Annotated in this window: 16 protein-coding genes; 11 read left to right on the top strand and 5 right to left on the bottom strand. The window is 57.5% G+C overall.

Annotated elements, in window-relative coordinates; genetic code table 11:
* The first annotated feature begins 65 nt into the window (after positions 1-65).
* A complete protein-coding gene (gene thpR, locus AC1Q5O_RS12845; protein WP_105734179.1) occupies positions 66-659 on the top strand; it encodes an RNA 2',3'-cyclic phosphodiesterase in 594 nt (197 codons plus the stop codon).
* Here thpR and AC1Q5O_RS12840 read toward each other — a convergent pair.
* A complete protein-coding gene (locus tag AC1Q5O_RS12840; protein ID WP_492563460.1) occupies positions 611-1081 on the bottom strand; it encodes a low molecular weight protein-tyrosine-phosphatase in 471 nt (156 codons plus the stop codon). The genes thpR and AC1Q5O_RS12840 overlap by 49 nt on opposite strands.
* Positions 1082-1137: 56 nt before the next feature.
* Between AC1Q5O_RS12840 and AC1Q5O_RS12835 the strand changes: the two genes are divergently transcribed.
* From AC1Q5O_RS12835 to AC1Q5O_RS12815, 5 genes are all read left to right on the top strand, one after another.
* Positions 1138-1434, top strand: coding sequence for a 4a-hydroxytetrahydrobiopterin dehydratase (locus AC1Q5O_RS12835; RefSeq protein ID WP_472462186.1), 297 nt, complete (start codon positions 1138-1140; stop codon positions 1432-1434).
* A 78-nt stretch (positions 1435-1512) separates the two neighbouring features.
* Positions 1513-1893, top strand: a complete 381-nt coding sequence (locus AC1Q5O_RS12830; RefSeq protein ID WP_492563458.1) for a YkvA family protein — start codon at positions 1513-1515, stop codon at positions 1891-1893.
* A gap of 296 nt (positions 1894-2189) precedes the next feature.
* Positions 2190-2693 (top strand): invasion associated locus B family protein, encoded by a 504-nt coding sequence (locus tag AC1Q5O_RS12825; RefSeq protein WP_223613917.1) that lies wholly within the window; start codon positions 2190-2192, stop codon positions 2691-2693.
* A gap of 180 nt (positions 2694-2873) precedes the next feature.
* Complete coding sequence (rlmN, locus tag AC1Q5O_RS12820) at positions 2874-4055, top strand: dual-specificity RNA methyltransferase RlmN (RefSeq protein WP_223614135.1); 1182 nt, start codon at positions 2874-2876, stop codon at positions 4053-4055.
* Complete coding sequence (locus AC1Q5O_RS12815) at positions 4052-4492, top strand: hypothetical protein (RefSeq protein ID WP_464661904.1); 441 nt, start codon at positions 4052-4054, stop codon at positions 4490-4492. Before rlmN ends, AC1Q5O_RS12815 begins: the two co-directional genes overlap by 4 nt.
* Positions 4493-4498: 6 nt before the next feature.
* Here AC1Q5O_RS12815 and AC1Q5O_RS12810 read toward each other — a convergent pair whose 3' ends face one another.
* Positions 4499-5140: a LysE family translocator gene (locus AC1Q5O_RS12810; RefSeq protein WP_346306687.1), complete on the bottom strand. Its 642-nt coding sequence runs from the start codon at positions 5138-5140 to the stop codon at positions 4499-4501.
* Between the two features lie 71 nt (positions 5141-5211).
* Positions 5212-6162, bottom strand: coding sequence for a LysR family transcriptional regulator (locus AC1Q5O_RS12805; protein WP_492563453.1), 951 nt, complete (start codon positions 6160-6162; stop codon positions 5212-5214).
* 97 nt (positions 6163-6259) lie between these two features.
* On the opposite strand from AC1Q5O_RS12805, the gene tam reads away from it, so the two are divergent.
* The 5 genes from tam to AC1Q5O_RS12780 all read left to right on the top strand — a co-directional run bounded on the left by tam (position 6260) and on the right by AC1Q5O_RS12780 (position 13461).
* Positions 6260-7093, top strand: a complete 834-nt coding sequence (gene tam / locus AC1Q5O_RS12800) for a trans-aconitate 2-methyltransferase (RefSeq protein ID WP_492563451.1) — start codon at positions 6260-6262, stop codon at positions 7091-7093.
* A 206-nt stretch (positions 7094-7299) separates the two neighbouring features.
* Positions 7300-8091 carry a phosphatase PAP2 family protein gene (locus tag AC1Q5O_RS12795; RefSeq protein ID WP_492563449.1) on the top strand — a complete coding sequence of 264 codons (792 nt, stop codon included), beginning with the start codon at positions 7300-7302 and terminating at the stop codon, positions 8089-8091.
* A gap of 112 nt (positions 8092-8203) precedes the next feature.
* Complete coding sequence (locus AC1Q5O_RS12790) at positions 8204-9904, top strand: ArnT family glycosyltransferase (protein ID WP_492563447.1); 1701 nt, start codon at positions 8204-8206, stop codon at positions 9902-9904.
* Positions 9905-10022: 118 nt separating this feature from the next.
* Positions 10023-11246: an argininosuccinate synthase gene (locus AC1Q5O_RS12785; protein WP_288191916.1), complete on the top strand. Its 1224-nt coding sequence runs from the start codon at positions 10023-10025 to the stop codon at positions 11244-11246.
* 163 nt (positions 11247-11409) lie between these two features.
* Positions 11410-13461: a M3 family metallopeptidase gene (locus AC1Q5O_RS12780; protein ID WP_492563446.1), complete on the top strand. Its 2052-nt coding sequence runs from the start codon at positions 11410-11412 to the stop codon at positions 13459-13461.
* 54 nt (positions 13462-13515) lie between these two features.
* On the opposite strand, the gene AC1Q5O_RS12775 is transcribed toward AC1Q5O_RS12780, so the two are convergent.
* Together AC1Q5O_RS12775 and AC1Q5O_RS12770 are read right to left on the bottom strand one after the other, a co-directional pair.
* On the bottom strand, positions 13516-14337 hold the full coding sequence (locus AC1Q5O_RS12775) for an alpha/beta fold hydrolase (RefSeq protein ID WP_492563940.1): 822 nt from the start codon (positions 14335-14337) through the stop codon (positions 13516-13518).
* 183 nt (positions 14338-14520) lie between these two features.
* Complete coding sequence (locus tag AC1Q5O_RS12770; protein ID WP_492563445.1) at positions 14521-14943, bottom strand: organic hydroperoxide resistance protein; 423 nt, start codon at positions 14941-14943, stop codon at positions 14521-14523.
* Between the last annotated feature and the right edge of the window lie 56 nt (positions 14944-14999).

The following is a 14999-nucleotide window of genomic DNA, read 5'->3' as shown; positions in this document are numbered from 1 at the left end:
TGCCTTGCTCTTGGACTCATTCAATGATTCCCTGAGGTTACAACTCGATTCGGGGAGGATGCCTTATGCCGCGTCTCTTTACTGCCCTCGAGATCCCGAGGGACGCCGCTCTCTCACTGTCGCTCTTGCGCGGTGGTTTGCCAGGTGCCCGATGGATCGATGTTGAAAACTATCACATCACGCTGCGCTTCATCGGTGATGTCGAAGGCCACGTGGCCGACGAGGTCGCCAACGCGCTTGATCGGATAAGGCGGCCGGAATTCACCCTGCAGCTTTCGGGCGTCAACGCGTTCGGGTCCAAGAAACCCCACAGCGTATTTGCCGCCGTTTCGCCCTCCCCTGATATTCAGGCGTTGCACGCGGAAATCGAGCGCATTTGCCAGCGGTTGATGCTGCCGGCCGATCCGCGGAAATTCACACCGCATGTCACGCTGGCGCGCTTGCGCAATGCCCGCAACGAAGAAGTGGCGCACTATCTCGCCTCGCGCGGCAACTTTTCCACCATGCCCTTCACCATCGGGCGCTTTGTCCTGATGTCATCACGCGATTCCGTCGGCGGCGGCCCCTACATCGTCGAGGAAGCATGGCCGCTGGAATCGGCACGCACCTATCAGAAACGCTTCGAGAGGCCTTTGGAGGCCTTAAGAACCATCCGATAAACCCGTTCGAAATCGGCCTTTGTGCCGTAATAGGGATCGGGTATCTGACTGGCTTCGCCAAGTGCGATTTCACTGAAGAGCCCGGTCTCGGCGGTCGTATTGGCAGGTCGCCGGGCTTGGATAGCTGCGACGTTGGCGCGGTCCATGCCAAGGATGAGATCAAAACTTACGAAATCCTCCGCCTTGAGCTGTCGGCAACGCTGGTCGGAGATATCGATCCCGTGTTGCCTGGCCGCCAAGATGGAGCGCTCGTCGGGCGCCTCGCCCGTGTGATAGCCATTGGTTCCGGCGGAATCGATATGGATGCCCCGGTCTTTTCCCTCTTCCGCAAGAACCGACCGGAACACACCTTCTGCCAGCGGCGACCGGCAGATATTGCCCAGACAGACAAAAAGGACAGAGCGAAGTGGATGGGTTTTCATGGGCCGTTGCACTATGGTTGGAAGCAAAGCAATGACCGTATATGAGGAAACACAGCATGGCGCGCAACCGGTTAAATCCCAGCGAACTCGACAAGGCATTGCAGGAGCTGACCGGCTGGTCCAGGACCGGAGACCGCGAGGCAATCAACAAATCATTCAAATTCAAGGATTTCAACGCAGCATTCGGCTTTATGGCCCGTGTGGCCCTTATCGCCGAAAAGATGGACCATCATCCCGAATGGTTCAACGTCTACGATCGCGTTGACGTCACTCTTGCCACCCACGACGCCGACGGCGTCACCGAACTTGATGTCACAATGGCTCGGGCGATGGACCGTTTCGCCGCCCTTTGACGATAATATCGACAAAACTCTTGCAGCATCAGGCGTGTCTTCCCATGTTGTCTCCTGAACGGACCTGAAGGAAGAGGAATGGACGACGTCAAGATTGGTGAAATTCTGCGGCCGGGCAGCGCGTATGAACAGCGTGCCCGCGAAGAAACCGTGCGCGCCCGGTTCTGGAAAACTGCGCGCAAGGCCGCCAAGTCCATCCCCTTTCTCGACGAGGTGATTGCCGGGTATTACTGTGCCTTGGACCCCGCAACTCCGACATGGGTTCGCGGTACGCTTCTTGCCGCGCTTGCCTACTTTGTCATGCCGTTCGACATCATTCCCGATTTTATTGTTGGCCTTGGCTTTACCGACGACGCTGCGGTGCTGATGGCTGCACTGAATGCCATTCGCAACCATGTGACACCAGCGCATCGTGAGGCGGCAAAGAAAGCAATCGAGGGCCTGGACAAGGACAACTAGGATATCGGGCGGTAGTTCTGGAGAATCCGGAACCGTTACCAGTCGTTTTTGCATCACATCCGCGTGATGGGATGAATTGTCAAAGTGTCGCCGCTTTTATTCCGCTGGAGTGCCACCGTGGGATTTTGCACGGACAACGTGATCTTCTCGCTGACAAAATCGCTTTTTTGACCCCGTCTTCACCGTTTGGTAACCCAGATTAAGTCAAATTAAGAGAAAGCGAACTGGACAGTGGGGCCTGGCGGCTCTTGCCAGTTCGTCAGTTATGAAATGAACGATAAAAACTGGTAGGTAACATGTTTGGAAAATCAATCGCAGCAACCTCTGTGCTCATGCTTGGGCTGACAGGGACGGCTCTTGCCCAGACCCCAAGTCAGATCAGCCAGTTCAACGCATGGGGCGCCTATAGCTACCAGCAGGGCAAGGGCAAGGTTTGCTATGTCCTGTCCGTACCGGTCGACAAGCAGCCCGCAAAGATTGATCACGGCGACAACTTCTTCATGGTCAGCCAGAAGCCCGGCCAGAACGTCAGCTTCGAACCGCAATTCAAGGCTGGGTACGACCTTCAAGTCAATTCGAAAGTGACGGTCACCATCGATTCACGCAGCTTCTCCATGTTCACCAATGGCAGCCATGGCTGGATGGAAAACGCAGCGGAAGAGCCGCAGCTTGTGGCGGCGCTGCGTACCGGCCATACCATGTCCATCGCCGCAGTTTCCAAGCGCGGGACCAAGACCAGCTACACCTATTCGCTCAAGGGCGTATCGGCGGCGCTCAAAGCCATCGCCACCTGCAAGTAAACCGCCTGAATCTTCTCCTTTTGCAGAGGCCGGACAGCACGTGTCCGGCCTTTTTGCTTGTGGAGGTGACGGAACGGCCAGAACATGATATGAGCCGCGCTTCGCTAGAGAACGTTAGAAAACCCAATGTCCGTTTTGCCTGAGACACAGTCCTTCGCCCGGGAGAAATCCCGTGATGCCATGCTTGCCGCCATGAATGGCAAGCCGACACTGATCGGCCTGTCCCGTGCCGAGATGGGCGAGGCTTTGGCCGAAATCGGCGTGGCCGAGCGTCAGGTCAAGATGCGCGTCGCCCAGCTCTGGCACTGGCTCTATGTCCGCGGTGTGTCGGATTTTGCCGATATGCTCAACATTTCCCGCGATATGCGCGAGCTCCTCGACCGGCATTTCACCATTGCCCGGCCGGAAATCGTCGAGGAACAGATTTCCACTGACGGCACGCGCAAATGGCTGTTTCGCTTTCCGCCGCGCGGTGCTGGCCGGCCTGTCGAGATTGAAACCGTTTATATTCCCGAGGAAGGCCGCGGCACGCTGTGCATTTCCAGCCAGGTCGGCTGCACGCTCACATGCTCCTTCTGCCATACGGGCACCCAGAAACTGGTGCGCAACTTGACGGCGGAAGAAATCCTCTCGCAGCTTCTGATTGCCCGTGACCGGCTTGGTGATTTTCCGGACCGGAACACACCGGACGGTGCCATCGTTCCGGCAGAAGGCCGCAAGGTCTCCAATATCGTCATGATGGGCATGGGCGAACCGCTCTACAATTTCGAGAACGTCAAGAAGGCACTGCTGATTGCATCAGACGGTGACGGCCTGTCGCTGTCGAAGCGCCGCATCACCCTGTCGACATCGGGCGTCGTGCCGGAGATTTACCGCACCGGTGAGGAAATCGGCGTCATGCTTGCCATTTCCCTGCATGCGGTGAACGACGACCTGCGCGATATGCTGGTGCCGATCAACAAGAAATATCCGCTCAAGGAACTGTTGGATGCCTGCCGGGCCTATCCAAGCCTGTCCAACTCCAAGCGCATTACTTTCGAATATGTGATGCTCAGGGGTGTGAACGACTCGCTCGCCGATGCCAAGGAACTGGTACGCATGCTGAAAGGCATTCCCGCCAAGATCAATCTCATTCCTTTCAACCCCTGGCCTGGCGTCAATTACCAGTGCTCGGAATGGGAGCAGATCGAGAAATTCGCTGACTACGTCAACAATGCCGGTTATGCTTCACCCATCCGCACCCCCCGCGGCCGCGATATTCTGGCGGCGTGCGGTCAGCTGAAGTCGGAATCGGAACGGATGAAGAAGACAGAGCGTTTGGCATTTGAGGCTGCCATGATCGCCGGGCACGGTGAAGATTGAGCCAGATCACCTTCTATATCTTCCGCTTTGCCCTGATCGTTTTCGGTTTCGTTTGCGCGACCTTCGCCGCATCGTTGTTTCTCAACCTTCTCTGGCTTGGCAGCTCGGAAGCCATCGGAAGCGAAGGCCCATTCCTGTATTCCACGGTTCCGATCTTTGCCACGATGATTGGCTACAGCGTCTTTATTCCCGCCTGTATCCTCATCTTGTTTGCAGAACTGACCGCGTGGCGGGACCTTTTGTTCTACGCTCTTGGCGGCGCAGCGACCGCCGTTGTCATCATCGTCTGGAAATGGCGGCCGCAGACTGAAGACATCGACACATTCGCGGCCATCCTCGCCACCGGCGTTGTCGGAGGCTTTGTCTATTGGCTTGTTTCCGGGCGAAGCGCCGGGCTGGTGATGCCCCCGCGCTCCTCCGGCGGCCCCGCCGCATAGAGGCGCCTACTTCGCCTGAGCCATCAGGATTTTTGTCGCAAAGGCCGAAAACACCCCGGCAAACAGCCAATCGGTCACCCGCGTAACCGTCGGGTTCTTCTTCAGGAGACCTGCAAACCGGTCAGCCGCAAGAATCATCGGCGTTACCACCGGCAGCGACAGCGGAATGAACAGCAGGCCAAGGAAGAAAAGCTTGCCCGGCGCATGCGGGTCGCTTGCAGAAACGAACTGCGGCAGAAACGTCATGAAGAACAGGATGATCTTGGGGTTGAGCAGGTTGATGCCGATCCCCGTCAGCCAGTTCTGGAACAATGTGTGCGACTGGCCGCTCTTCTTCTCCGGAGAAAAGGCCGATCCCTTGCGGATAGCCTGAAAGGCGAGCCACACGAGATAACCCGCACCAACGACTTTCAGCGCAAGGAATGCGGATGGCGATGCGATAATCAACGCGGAAAGGCCTAGTGCGACCATTGTCGTATGCACCACAATTCCGCAATTGGCACCGGACAGACACGCAAACCCAGCCGCTTTTCCCTCGGAAAGAGCCCGCCCCACGAAAAGCGTCATATCGGGACCCGGGGTGATCGAAAGAACAAAGGTTGCAATCGCGAACTGCAGGATAATCGGCCATTCGGGAATGAAGGTCATGGGAGGCTCCGTCGAAAAACTGGGGGAAGCTAACGCGGAACCGTCCTTTTGGCCACCCGATTCTGAGGGGTCTAGCGATTTCCCCGATCCGCCGCGGCATCAGCCAGATTCGCTGCGCGCATTTCCGCTGTCATGCGCTGCACGAGACCGCGAAATTGCGCGAGCGCAGGCGCCGGATGCGCCTGCCGCATGGCAAGAAGCAACGGGGCCATCAGTTTGGAACTGCCCGCAACCGCCCGGTAGGCGATATCGTCGCCGCCAAGGCGCCGCATCGATGCAGGCACGAGGGAAATACCGAATCCTGCAGCCACCAGGCTCAGCGTTGCGGTCAAGCGCGGTGCCTCCTGCGCCACAACCGGGCTAAACCCCGCCTCCCGGCATGCGGTCAGAATGGTGTCATAGAGGCCTGGCCCTGCGGTGCGGCGATAGAGAATGAAGGGTTCGGTGGCCAATTCTGTCAGCAGCAGCCGCGAGGCAGTATCCCGCGCCAGCCTATGCCCCACCGGCAGCGCGACGAGCATCGGTTCCTCCAGCACGGCATCAATCCGCAGGCCCGGCGTCCGTCCGACGGGAGAGCGAATGAAGGCTGCGTCGAGCCGCTCATGCATGAGCGCATCCACCAGCTCAGCCGTACCGGCTTCTTCCAGCACGACGGAAAGTTTCGGCAGGCTCTCATGAAAAGCCCGCAACGCTTTCGGCACGAAAGGATGCAGGGCAGCAGAGCTGGTGAAGCCGATGGCCAGACGGCCCTGTTCTCCGCGTGCCGCCCGGTGAACCATATCGGCAACGCCATTGGCGCGCTCCAGGATGATTTTCGCTTCATCGAGCAGCACTTTCCCAGCCTCGGTGGGACGAACGCCGCGCGGCATGCGGTGCATCAGGAGTACACCCAGTTCCGCCTCCAGCCCCTGCAGGAGCCGCGTCAAGGGCGGCTGCTGGATGCCCAACCGCTCGGCAGCCCGCGTCACATGGCCTTCCTCTGCCAAGACAACAAAAGCGCGAAGACGCCGCAGATCAATCATTACCATACCTTAAAAGTATTGAAATTGTAAAAAGCATGCATTGGAAATCATAAGGCAGAAGGCCTATTCTGCCAATGCACTGCTTTGGGGCCAAGCGATGCGCCATGACTTGTCCCTATCGTCCCCGCCTATCCGGCGGGCAACAAAAAGGAAACCCGTTGTGAGCTGGTCAGCCGAACAATATGTGAAATTTGAAGATGAGCGGACACGTCCGGTCCGCGATCTCCTGGCGGCGGTACCCGGCGTATACGCCCGATCCGTGATTGATATCGGTTGCGGTCCCGGCAATTCCACGGAAGTCCTCATTGCCCGTTTTCCCAGGGCAGTCGCAACTGGAATGGACAGCTCCGAGGATATGGTCAAAGCAGCCCGCAAACGGCTTCCCGAAATCCGCTTCGACGTCGCTGATATCGCACGATGGGATGCGCAAGGACCCTATGATGTCATTCTTGCCAATGCGGTGCTGCAATGGCTTCCAGACCACGCCGCCCTGTTGCCGGCCCTTGTCAGCAAACTGGCCGTGGACGGCAGCCTCGCAATCCAGATTCCGAACAATCTGGATGAACCCACGCACCGTCTGATGCGGGAAATAGCCACTGATGGCCCGTGGGCTGCCAAACTGGCGGAATCAGCGGGGCAACGGTCGCCGCGGCAGAGCGCGGAGTGGTATTACCGAATCCTGCGGCCGATCGCGTCCAGGGTTGATATCTGGCAAACCACTTACCACCACCCGCTTGCCGGAGGAGCTGCAGCCGTGGTCGAATGGTTTAAAGGAACGGGCCTGCGGCCATATCTGGACCCGCTCAATGAAACCGAACGGGCGTCCTATCTTGAACGGTATACGAACGCGGTTGCGGAAGCTTATCCGGCTCTGCCTGACGGCACGGTTTTGCTGCCTTTCCCGCGGCTCTTCATGGTAGCTACCCGCTAAGGCGGCATTCACGCCCTATCTGAGGCACGGATTTTCCATACTCATGGCGGCCCAACGGCCGCTATTTGCATTTAGGACATCAAAATACTGACATTGCGCGGCCTTAATTAAATACTTTTCTGCAGTCACTGGAAAAATATGCTCTGTAATGACACTGCAATCATCGCAAGCCAGAACAGGCAAGTTTTTCAGCCTTTGAGAGCCGCATGGTCTATTACCGAACAACATCTGCTTCATGCGGTAAAGCGCTCTATGGCTTCGGCGTTTGGAGCCAGCCAGCCCTTGCGATCAGCCTTATCCTCGTGTGGGCGGCCCTGGCCATCCTGTTTAACCGCGCGCCTGAGATCGACAAGGCCGTTTCGTCGTTTTTCTTCCTGAGCTCTGACTGCATCGCCACTGCGGCCGCAAAAATTTGCGGGGATTTTCCCGCCGCATCGGTGCCGCTTTTCAAGACGCTGCGGCGTGTCTTCTATGCCCTGCCCATCGTGGCCGCTTCGGTGGTCGTTACCATCGCGCTGCGCGATGTTGCCTCCGGTCTCCGCTGGAATCACGAGCGCATTCGCATATCAATCGTATCACTTCTTACGCTGGCCATTGGCCCCGGTCTGTTGGTCAACGCATTCATGAAGGAATTCATCGGACGTCCGCGGCCCGCAAACACATGGCTTTTCGGGGGGGAGCAGCCCTTCGTGGCGGCGGCTGAATGGTCGCACGTCTGCCAGCACAATTGCTCCTTTATTTCCGGGGAAGCTGCCGGGATAGCCTGGCTTGTCTGCCTTTTGCCCTTGTGGCCCCATCAGACAAGGAAAAAGCTCATGTGGCCCATCGCTGCCATCATCATAACCACCGATTTCCTTCGCGTTGCTTTTGGCCGGCACTATCTCTCCGACGTCGTCCTCGGGTCTCTTTCAACCGTGATTGTCTTCTGCGTGCTGACCACGATTTGCGAGTCATGGACTGCGCATTGGCGTGGCACATCCAAACAGAGAATCAAGTAACCGCCGAACCCGCATAGTACGTCCCCTGTTGAAGACATAAATTTTTATTGGCGCTACTGTTCGTTCGGGTTATTAAAACTGAGGGGACAACAACAAGCGCGACAATCAAACGATGCTTCAGAAGAATTCAAGCCTGAGCATTTCGGACGATGCGGTGGATTCGACTGCATGCCGGCGCTTTGTTCTCATGTTGGCCTTGGCCCTGATCGTCAGTCTTCTCCCTCTTGCCAGCAACCTCATCACGCATTTTCCCGACGAGCGCCATTACTCCAATGGTGCTGTCATCATGCTGCACACCGGTGATTACCTGACACCCCATACGGCCGAGGGCGATGTCCGGCTGAAGAAGCCGCCCCTCACATACTGGATGAGCGCAGCCGGCATGAAAATCTTCGGGATCTCCGTGCTCGGATCGCGCTTCCTGTGGCTGATCGGCGGGGCGGCCACGCTGCTGATCACGTTCTGCCTGGCCCGCACTATCACGCGCAATGACCGGACGGCATTGCTTGCGGCTTCGCTCCTGGCAACGAATGCAGTCTTCCTGCGCGCCTGTATCAACGCCATCCCCGACATACCTCTGACCATGTTCATGCTTGTCGGCATGCTTGGCTTTGTCGGCCTTCTCTTCCGCGATGACCACCATCATGTCTACGGCATTCTTGCCTATGCGGGTACGGGATTGGCTATTCTTGCCAAGGGTCTCCTTCCCGTGGCGATGCTCGGCTATATCCTGGTCTACTGCATGGCGGTGCCGGCGCTGCGCCAGCGCAGCCATCGCCTGTGGCAGCCCCTGACAATCGCCGTGTGCCTCGGCATCGTCGGCATCTGGTTCATCTATCAGTCTCTGCACACACCAAGCATGCTTTCTGCCGATTTCGTTGCCGACCAGATTTCAGACAAGATCAATTTCAATCCGGATATCATCGCCATGGGATTGATCCACAGCTTCGCCGGCCTCATCGGTCCGACATTTGTCTGGCTGGGGTTGCTTTTCTATGGTGCGCGGAAAGCGGGACGGAGACTGGAGAGGGATTCACTCAACGGCATAGCCCCCTTCTTCCTCGGCTGGATCATTGCCGTTTCGATTATTTTTTCCCTCAATAGCCTTCCCTCTCACCGTTACGTCATTCCCGTTATACCGCTGCTTTGCGTGCTTCTCGCCTGCGGGTTTCAGGAAGTGACAAATCCCCGCTTCGAAAAATTGGTCCGGCAGGTATTGCGCATCATCATCCTGTTTGCAGCCATCCCTATCGCCGGCGTATTCTTGGTCGGGATGCAATTGCTGTCGCCACTATATGTGGCAGGATTGGCAGCCGGGATCGCAGGCGTCATGACGACGCTGTGGGTCGTTAACGCCCGCCTGAAAATGCCTGGTCTGGCAGCCTCCGCCGCCGTGCTTGCCATGGCCAGCACATTAGCCGTTACCCCCGTTGCAAAGGCTCTGCTTGTACCGGACATCGGCAAGCCGCTCGCGGCCAGGATCAACACATTGCACCTCCCCGAGAACCAGGTCCTCTTCGTCGGACCCGTGCTGGACGCTGCGAAAATCCGGCTTCACGCCAATTTTGATGCACAATTCAGGCAAACGACCGTGTTTCCGCCTGCAGAGATTGATCCCGGCGTGAAAGTTGTTCTTTCGACAGACAAGCACATTGCAGATGCATTGGCCCAACAGGGTTTTGCTGTGGAAGAGGTTACAGCCGGCTGGCGGCGCATTCACATGCAGGATTTCATTTCCGCGCTGAAAACGGGCACGTTGCAGGAGGCCCGTGAGCGATATGGCGAGCACGGTTACGTGGCCATCCGCAGCTGATTTTCCCGTGCATGTCCGCTGCAGCCAACGCCGATCTTGCCAACATCCCCTCACCTGATAAAAGAACCTCCATCTTCACCAAACGACAGCGAGACTGCACAGCGGTCAGGGAAACAGAATGAACAAGTGGAAAGACGTCAAGAAAGTCGTGCTGGCCTATTCCGGCGGTCTCGATACATCGATTATCCTCAAATGGTTGCAAACGGAACTGGGTGCGGAAGTCGTTACCTTCACTGCCGATCTCGGCCAAGGCGAAGAGCTGGAACCAGCGCGCAAGAAAGCCGAAATGCTCGGCATCAAGGAAATCTATATCGAAGATGTGCGTGAAGAATTCGTGCGCGACTTCGTGTTCCCGATGTTCCGTGCCAATGCCGTCTATGAAGGCGTCTATTTGCTCGGCACGTCCATTGCACGGCCGCTGATTTCAAAACACCTCGTTGAGATTGCCGCCCGCACCGGAGCCGATGCCATCGCCCATGGGGCGACCGGCAAGGGCAATGACCAGGTTCGTTTCGAACTTTCCGCCTACGCGCTGAATCCTGATATCAAGGTTATCGCCCCGTGGCGCGACTGGACATTCAAGTCACGCACCGATCTTTTGGAATTCGCCCGCGAACACCAGATTCCGATCGCCAAGGACAAGCTCGGCGAAGCCCCCTTCTCCGTCGATGCAAACCTGCTGCACTCCTCATCCGAAGGCAAGGTTCTGGAAGATCCGTGGCAGGAAGCGCCGGAATACGTGCATCAGCGCACGATTTCGCCGATGGAAGCGCCCGACAAGGTCACGGAAATCGAAATTGCCTTCGAGAAGGGCGACGCCGTCGCTATCGACGGCAAGCCGCTTTCTCCGGCAACATTGCTGAAAACGCTCAACGATCTCGGCCGCGACAACGGCATCGGTCGCCTTGATCTGGTCGAGAACCGTTTCGTTGGCATGAAATCACGCGGCGTCTATGAAACCCCCGGCGGCACGATTCTTCTCGCTGCCCATCGCGCCATGGAGTCGATCACACTGGATCGCGGTGCGGCGCACCTCAAGGATGAGTTCATGCCACGCTATGCGGAACTGATCTATAATGGCTTCTGGTATTCGCCGGAACGCGAAATGCTGCAGGCCATGATTGACAAGAGCCAGGAAGATGTGGAGGGCGTCGTGCGCCTGAAGCTGTACAAGGGCAATGTCATGATATCCGGCCGCAAGTCGAAAAAGTCACTTTATTCCGATGCGCTCGTGACTTTCGAGGATGATCGCGGCGCCTATGATCAGAAGGACGCGGCGGGCTTTATCCGCCTCAACGCCCTGCGCCTGCGCACGCTGGCTGCCCGCAAGCGCAACAGCTGATCCTGCAAATATCGACTGAGAACGGGGCGCAAGCCCCGTTTTTTGTTGGCTGACTATTGGATATACATTCGTGCCGCGCTTTCTGTGCCTGCCGACTTGTGATCCCTCAGTTGCGAGCTTAGATGTTAAAGCCAGAGTTCATCAGCCATGACGGAGCCTTCCCATGTCCTCACAGAAACCAGCCATCAATCCCGCACTGACGGACTGGACCGGACCGCTCGGACTTCCCGACTTCACTGCCTTTACCGACGACGATTTTGCCCCGGCCTTTGATGCGGCACTTGCGGCCGATCTTGCCGATGTTGACGCGATCATCAACCATCACGAGGCACCGACCATCGACAATACGCTGAAGGCCTTGCAGCTATCCGGCGAAGGTCTCAACCGCGTCTCTTCCATTTTCTGGATGCGGGCCGGGGCCAATACCAACGACACCATACAGGCGTTGGAGCGCGTCATCGCGCCCAAGATGTCCCGCCACTATTCGTCCATCATGATGAACCCGCAGCTGTTTGCCCGTATCGACTCGCTCTACGAACAACGCGATTTCCTCGGCCTTGACGCCGAAACGGATCGCGTTCTTGAGAAGACATGGAAGGGCTTCGTACGCAGCGGCGCGCGGCTGGATGAGCAGGGCAAAGCACGCCTTGCAGACATCAATGAAAAGCTTGCGGGATTTGGCGCACAGTTTGGTCAGAATGTCCTGAAGGATGAAGCCGACTGGGCGCTTTTCATCACCGATGAAGCGCAGATGAAAGGCCTGCCGGACTTCGTGCGTGCTGCCATGCGCGGTGCTGCCGAGGAGCGCGATCGGCCGGACGCCTGGGCTGTCACCCTTTCGCGTTCGATCATCGAGCCTTTCCTGTCCTTCTCTGAAGATCGCGGCCTGCGGGAAAAGGCGTTTCGGGCCTGGGCCGCGCGCGGCGAGAACGGCGGAGCAAGCGACAACCGTGCAATTGTTGCCGAGATGGTGGCGCTGCGTGCGGAAAAGGCCAAGTTGCTCGGTTATCACAGTTTTGCCGCCTACAAACTTGACGACACCATGGCCAAGACACCGAAGGCCGTCATGGACCTGCTCGAACCGGTGTGGGACAAGGCGCGCAACCGCGCTGCCGAAGAAGAGATTGATCTGGAACGCCTGATCGCCGCCGAGGGGCGCAACCACAAGGTTGCTCCATGGGATTGGCGGTTCTACGCAGAGAAACTGCGCAATGAGCGCTTTGCATTCGACGAGGCGGAACTGAAACCATACCTGCAGCTGGAAAAGATCATCGAAGCTTGTTTCGATGTGGCAACCCGGCTCTTTGGCATCCGCTTTGAAGAGAAGACCGGCATTGCGACCTGGCATCCCGATGTACGGGTGTGGGAGGTCCAGAATACGGATGGCACCCGCCGCGGTGTTTTTCTGGGCGATTATTTCAACCGTCAATCCAAGCGTTCCGGCGCCTGGATGAGCGCATTGCAATCGCAGCACAAGCTCGACGGCGGCCAGACGCCGATCATCTACAACGTGATGAATTTCGCCAAACCGCCGAAGGGTGAGCCCGCGCTTCTTTCGTTGGACGGGGCACGCACTCTCTTCCACGAGTTCGGCCATGCTTTGCACGGCCTATTGTCCGACGTGACGTGGCCGGCCGTGTCCGGCACATCGGTTTCGCGCGACTTTGTCGAACTGCCTTCGCAGCTCTACGAACATTGGCTGACGGTACCCGCAGTTCTGGAAAAATATGCGGTCCACTACCGTACCGGCGAGGCGATGCCCAAGGCGCTCCTCGACAAGGTGCTGGCTGCCAACACCTTCAATGCCGGGTTCAACACGGTGGAATTCACTTCGTCAGCGCTGGTCGACATGGCTTTCCATGCGGACGGCACACCGCCAACCGACCCGATCCAGTTCGAGGCTGACACGCTGAAAAGTCTGTCCATGCCCGACGCGATCATCATGCGTCATCGCACCCCACATTTTACGCACGTCTTCTCCGGCGACGGCTATTCCGCCGGGTATTATTCCTACATGTGGTCGGAAGTGCTGGATGCCGATGCGTTCAAGGCATTCGAGGAAACCGGCGACGTGTTCAATACCGACCTCGCCAGGAAGCTCAAGCAATATATCTATTCGGCTGGCGGCAGCCGCGACCCGGAAGAGCTCTACAAGGCTTTCCGCGGCAAGATGCCAACACCCGATGCGATGATCGAGAAGCGCGGTCTTGCCTGACCCAAGTAAAAACCCGCCGCGCTGAAAACACGGCGGGTTTTTCACATCAGCGGATCATGCCTTGGCGAAAGCCAACAGGTCCCTGTTAAGCTGATCCTTGTGGGTCGTTGCCAGACCATGCGGAGCGCCCGGATAAATCGTAAGCTTCGAACCCTTGACCAGCGTCGTGGCGATTTTGGCCGAGTCATCGATCGGCACAATCTGATCATCGTCGCCGTGGACGAACAGGGTCGGGACGTCGAACTTCTTCAGATCTTCGGTGAAATCAGTCTCCGAAAATGCCTTGATGCAATCGAGTTCATTCTTCAAACCACCTTGCATACCCTGAGCCCAGAAGGCATCGCGTACACCCTGCGAGACCTTGGCACCGGGGCGATTGGCTCCGTAAAACGGCGCTGTCAGATCCTTGAAGAACTGCGAGCGGTCCGCAGTCACACCGGCACGAATGCCATCGAACACTTCCATTGGCAGGCCCCCGGGGTTGGCGGCGGTCTTCAGCATCAAAGGCGGAACGGCCCCAACCAGTACGGCCTTGGCAACACGCTTGGTGCCGTGGCGGCCGATATAGCGGGCGACTTCACCACCGCCCGTGGAATGACCGACCATGATGGCGTCCTTCAGATCAAGCTTCTCGAAGAGTTCAGCTAGGTCATCCGCATAGGTGTCCATGTCGTTGCCATTCCAAGGTTGGCTGGAACGGCCGTGGCCGCGCCGGTCATGGGCAATGGCGCGGTAGCCATTTGAAGCGAGGAAGACCATCTGGTCTTCCCAGGCATCGGCATTGAGTGGCCATCCATGACTGAATACGACGGGCTGTTCCTTGCCCCAGTCCTTGAAATAAATCTCGGTTCCATCCTTGGTGATAAACGTGCTCATGGTCTTGTGCCCTTTCACGGCTTCCTTGGATTTGGTTTTGCTGATCTTGTCTGCTGCGTCTGCGTCGCCGACCTTGAGGCTGACAGCCGCGACGAATGCCGCCGTCGCTGTCAGGAAGGATCGGCGTGATGTCAGTCCGGTCTTGCCCATGGTCTTCATTCCTCTGCCAACACCTGCAGCGTCTTAATTGATCGAGATACGGACCTTCAGATTGCTTCGGGTGGCTTCGGAATAGGGACAAACGATATGGGCACCATCAACGATCTCACGGGCGGTGGCTGCCTCGATTCCCGGCAGCGATACGGCCAGAGCCACATCAAGGCCAAAACCCTTGCCATCGTCGCGCGGGCCGATACCCACGGTTGCCGTGACCGATGTATCATCAGAGAGCTTGATCTTCTTCTGCGCGGCAACAAACTTCATTGCGCCGATAAAGCAGGCGGAATAGCCCGCCGCAAAGAGCTGCTCCGGATTGGTGCCTTCGGCGCCGTTGCCGCCCAGTTCCTTCGGTGTCGATAGCGTCACCTTCAGGCGGCCATCTTCACTCGATGCAGTGCCGTCACGTCCGCCTGTTGCTGTCGCTTTGGTTGTGTAGAGAATGCTCATCGTCGGCTCCTTAGGTTGAGTTAGGTTGTTCGATACATATTAAATTGCACACAATT

The organism is Phyllobacterium sp. MT110, from assembly GCF_058792715.1.
This window is presented reverse-complemented; position numbering and strand designations above follow the sequence as displayed.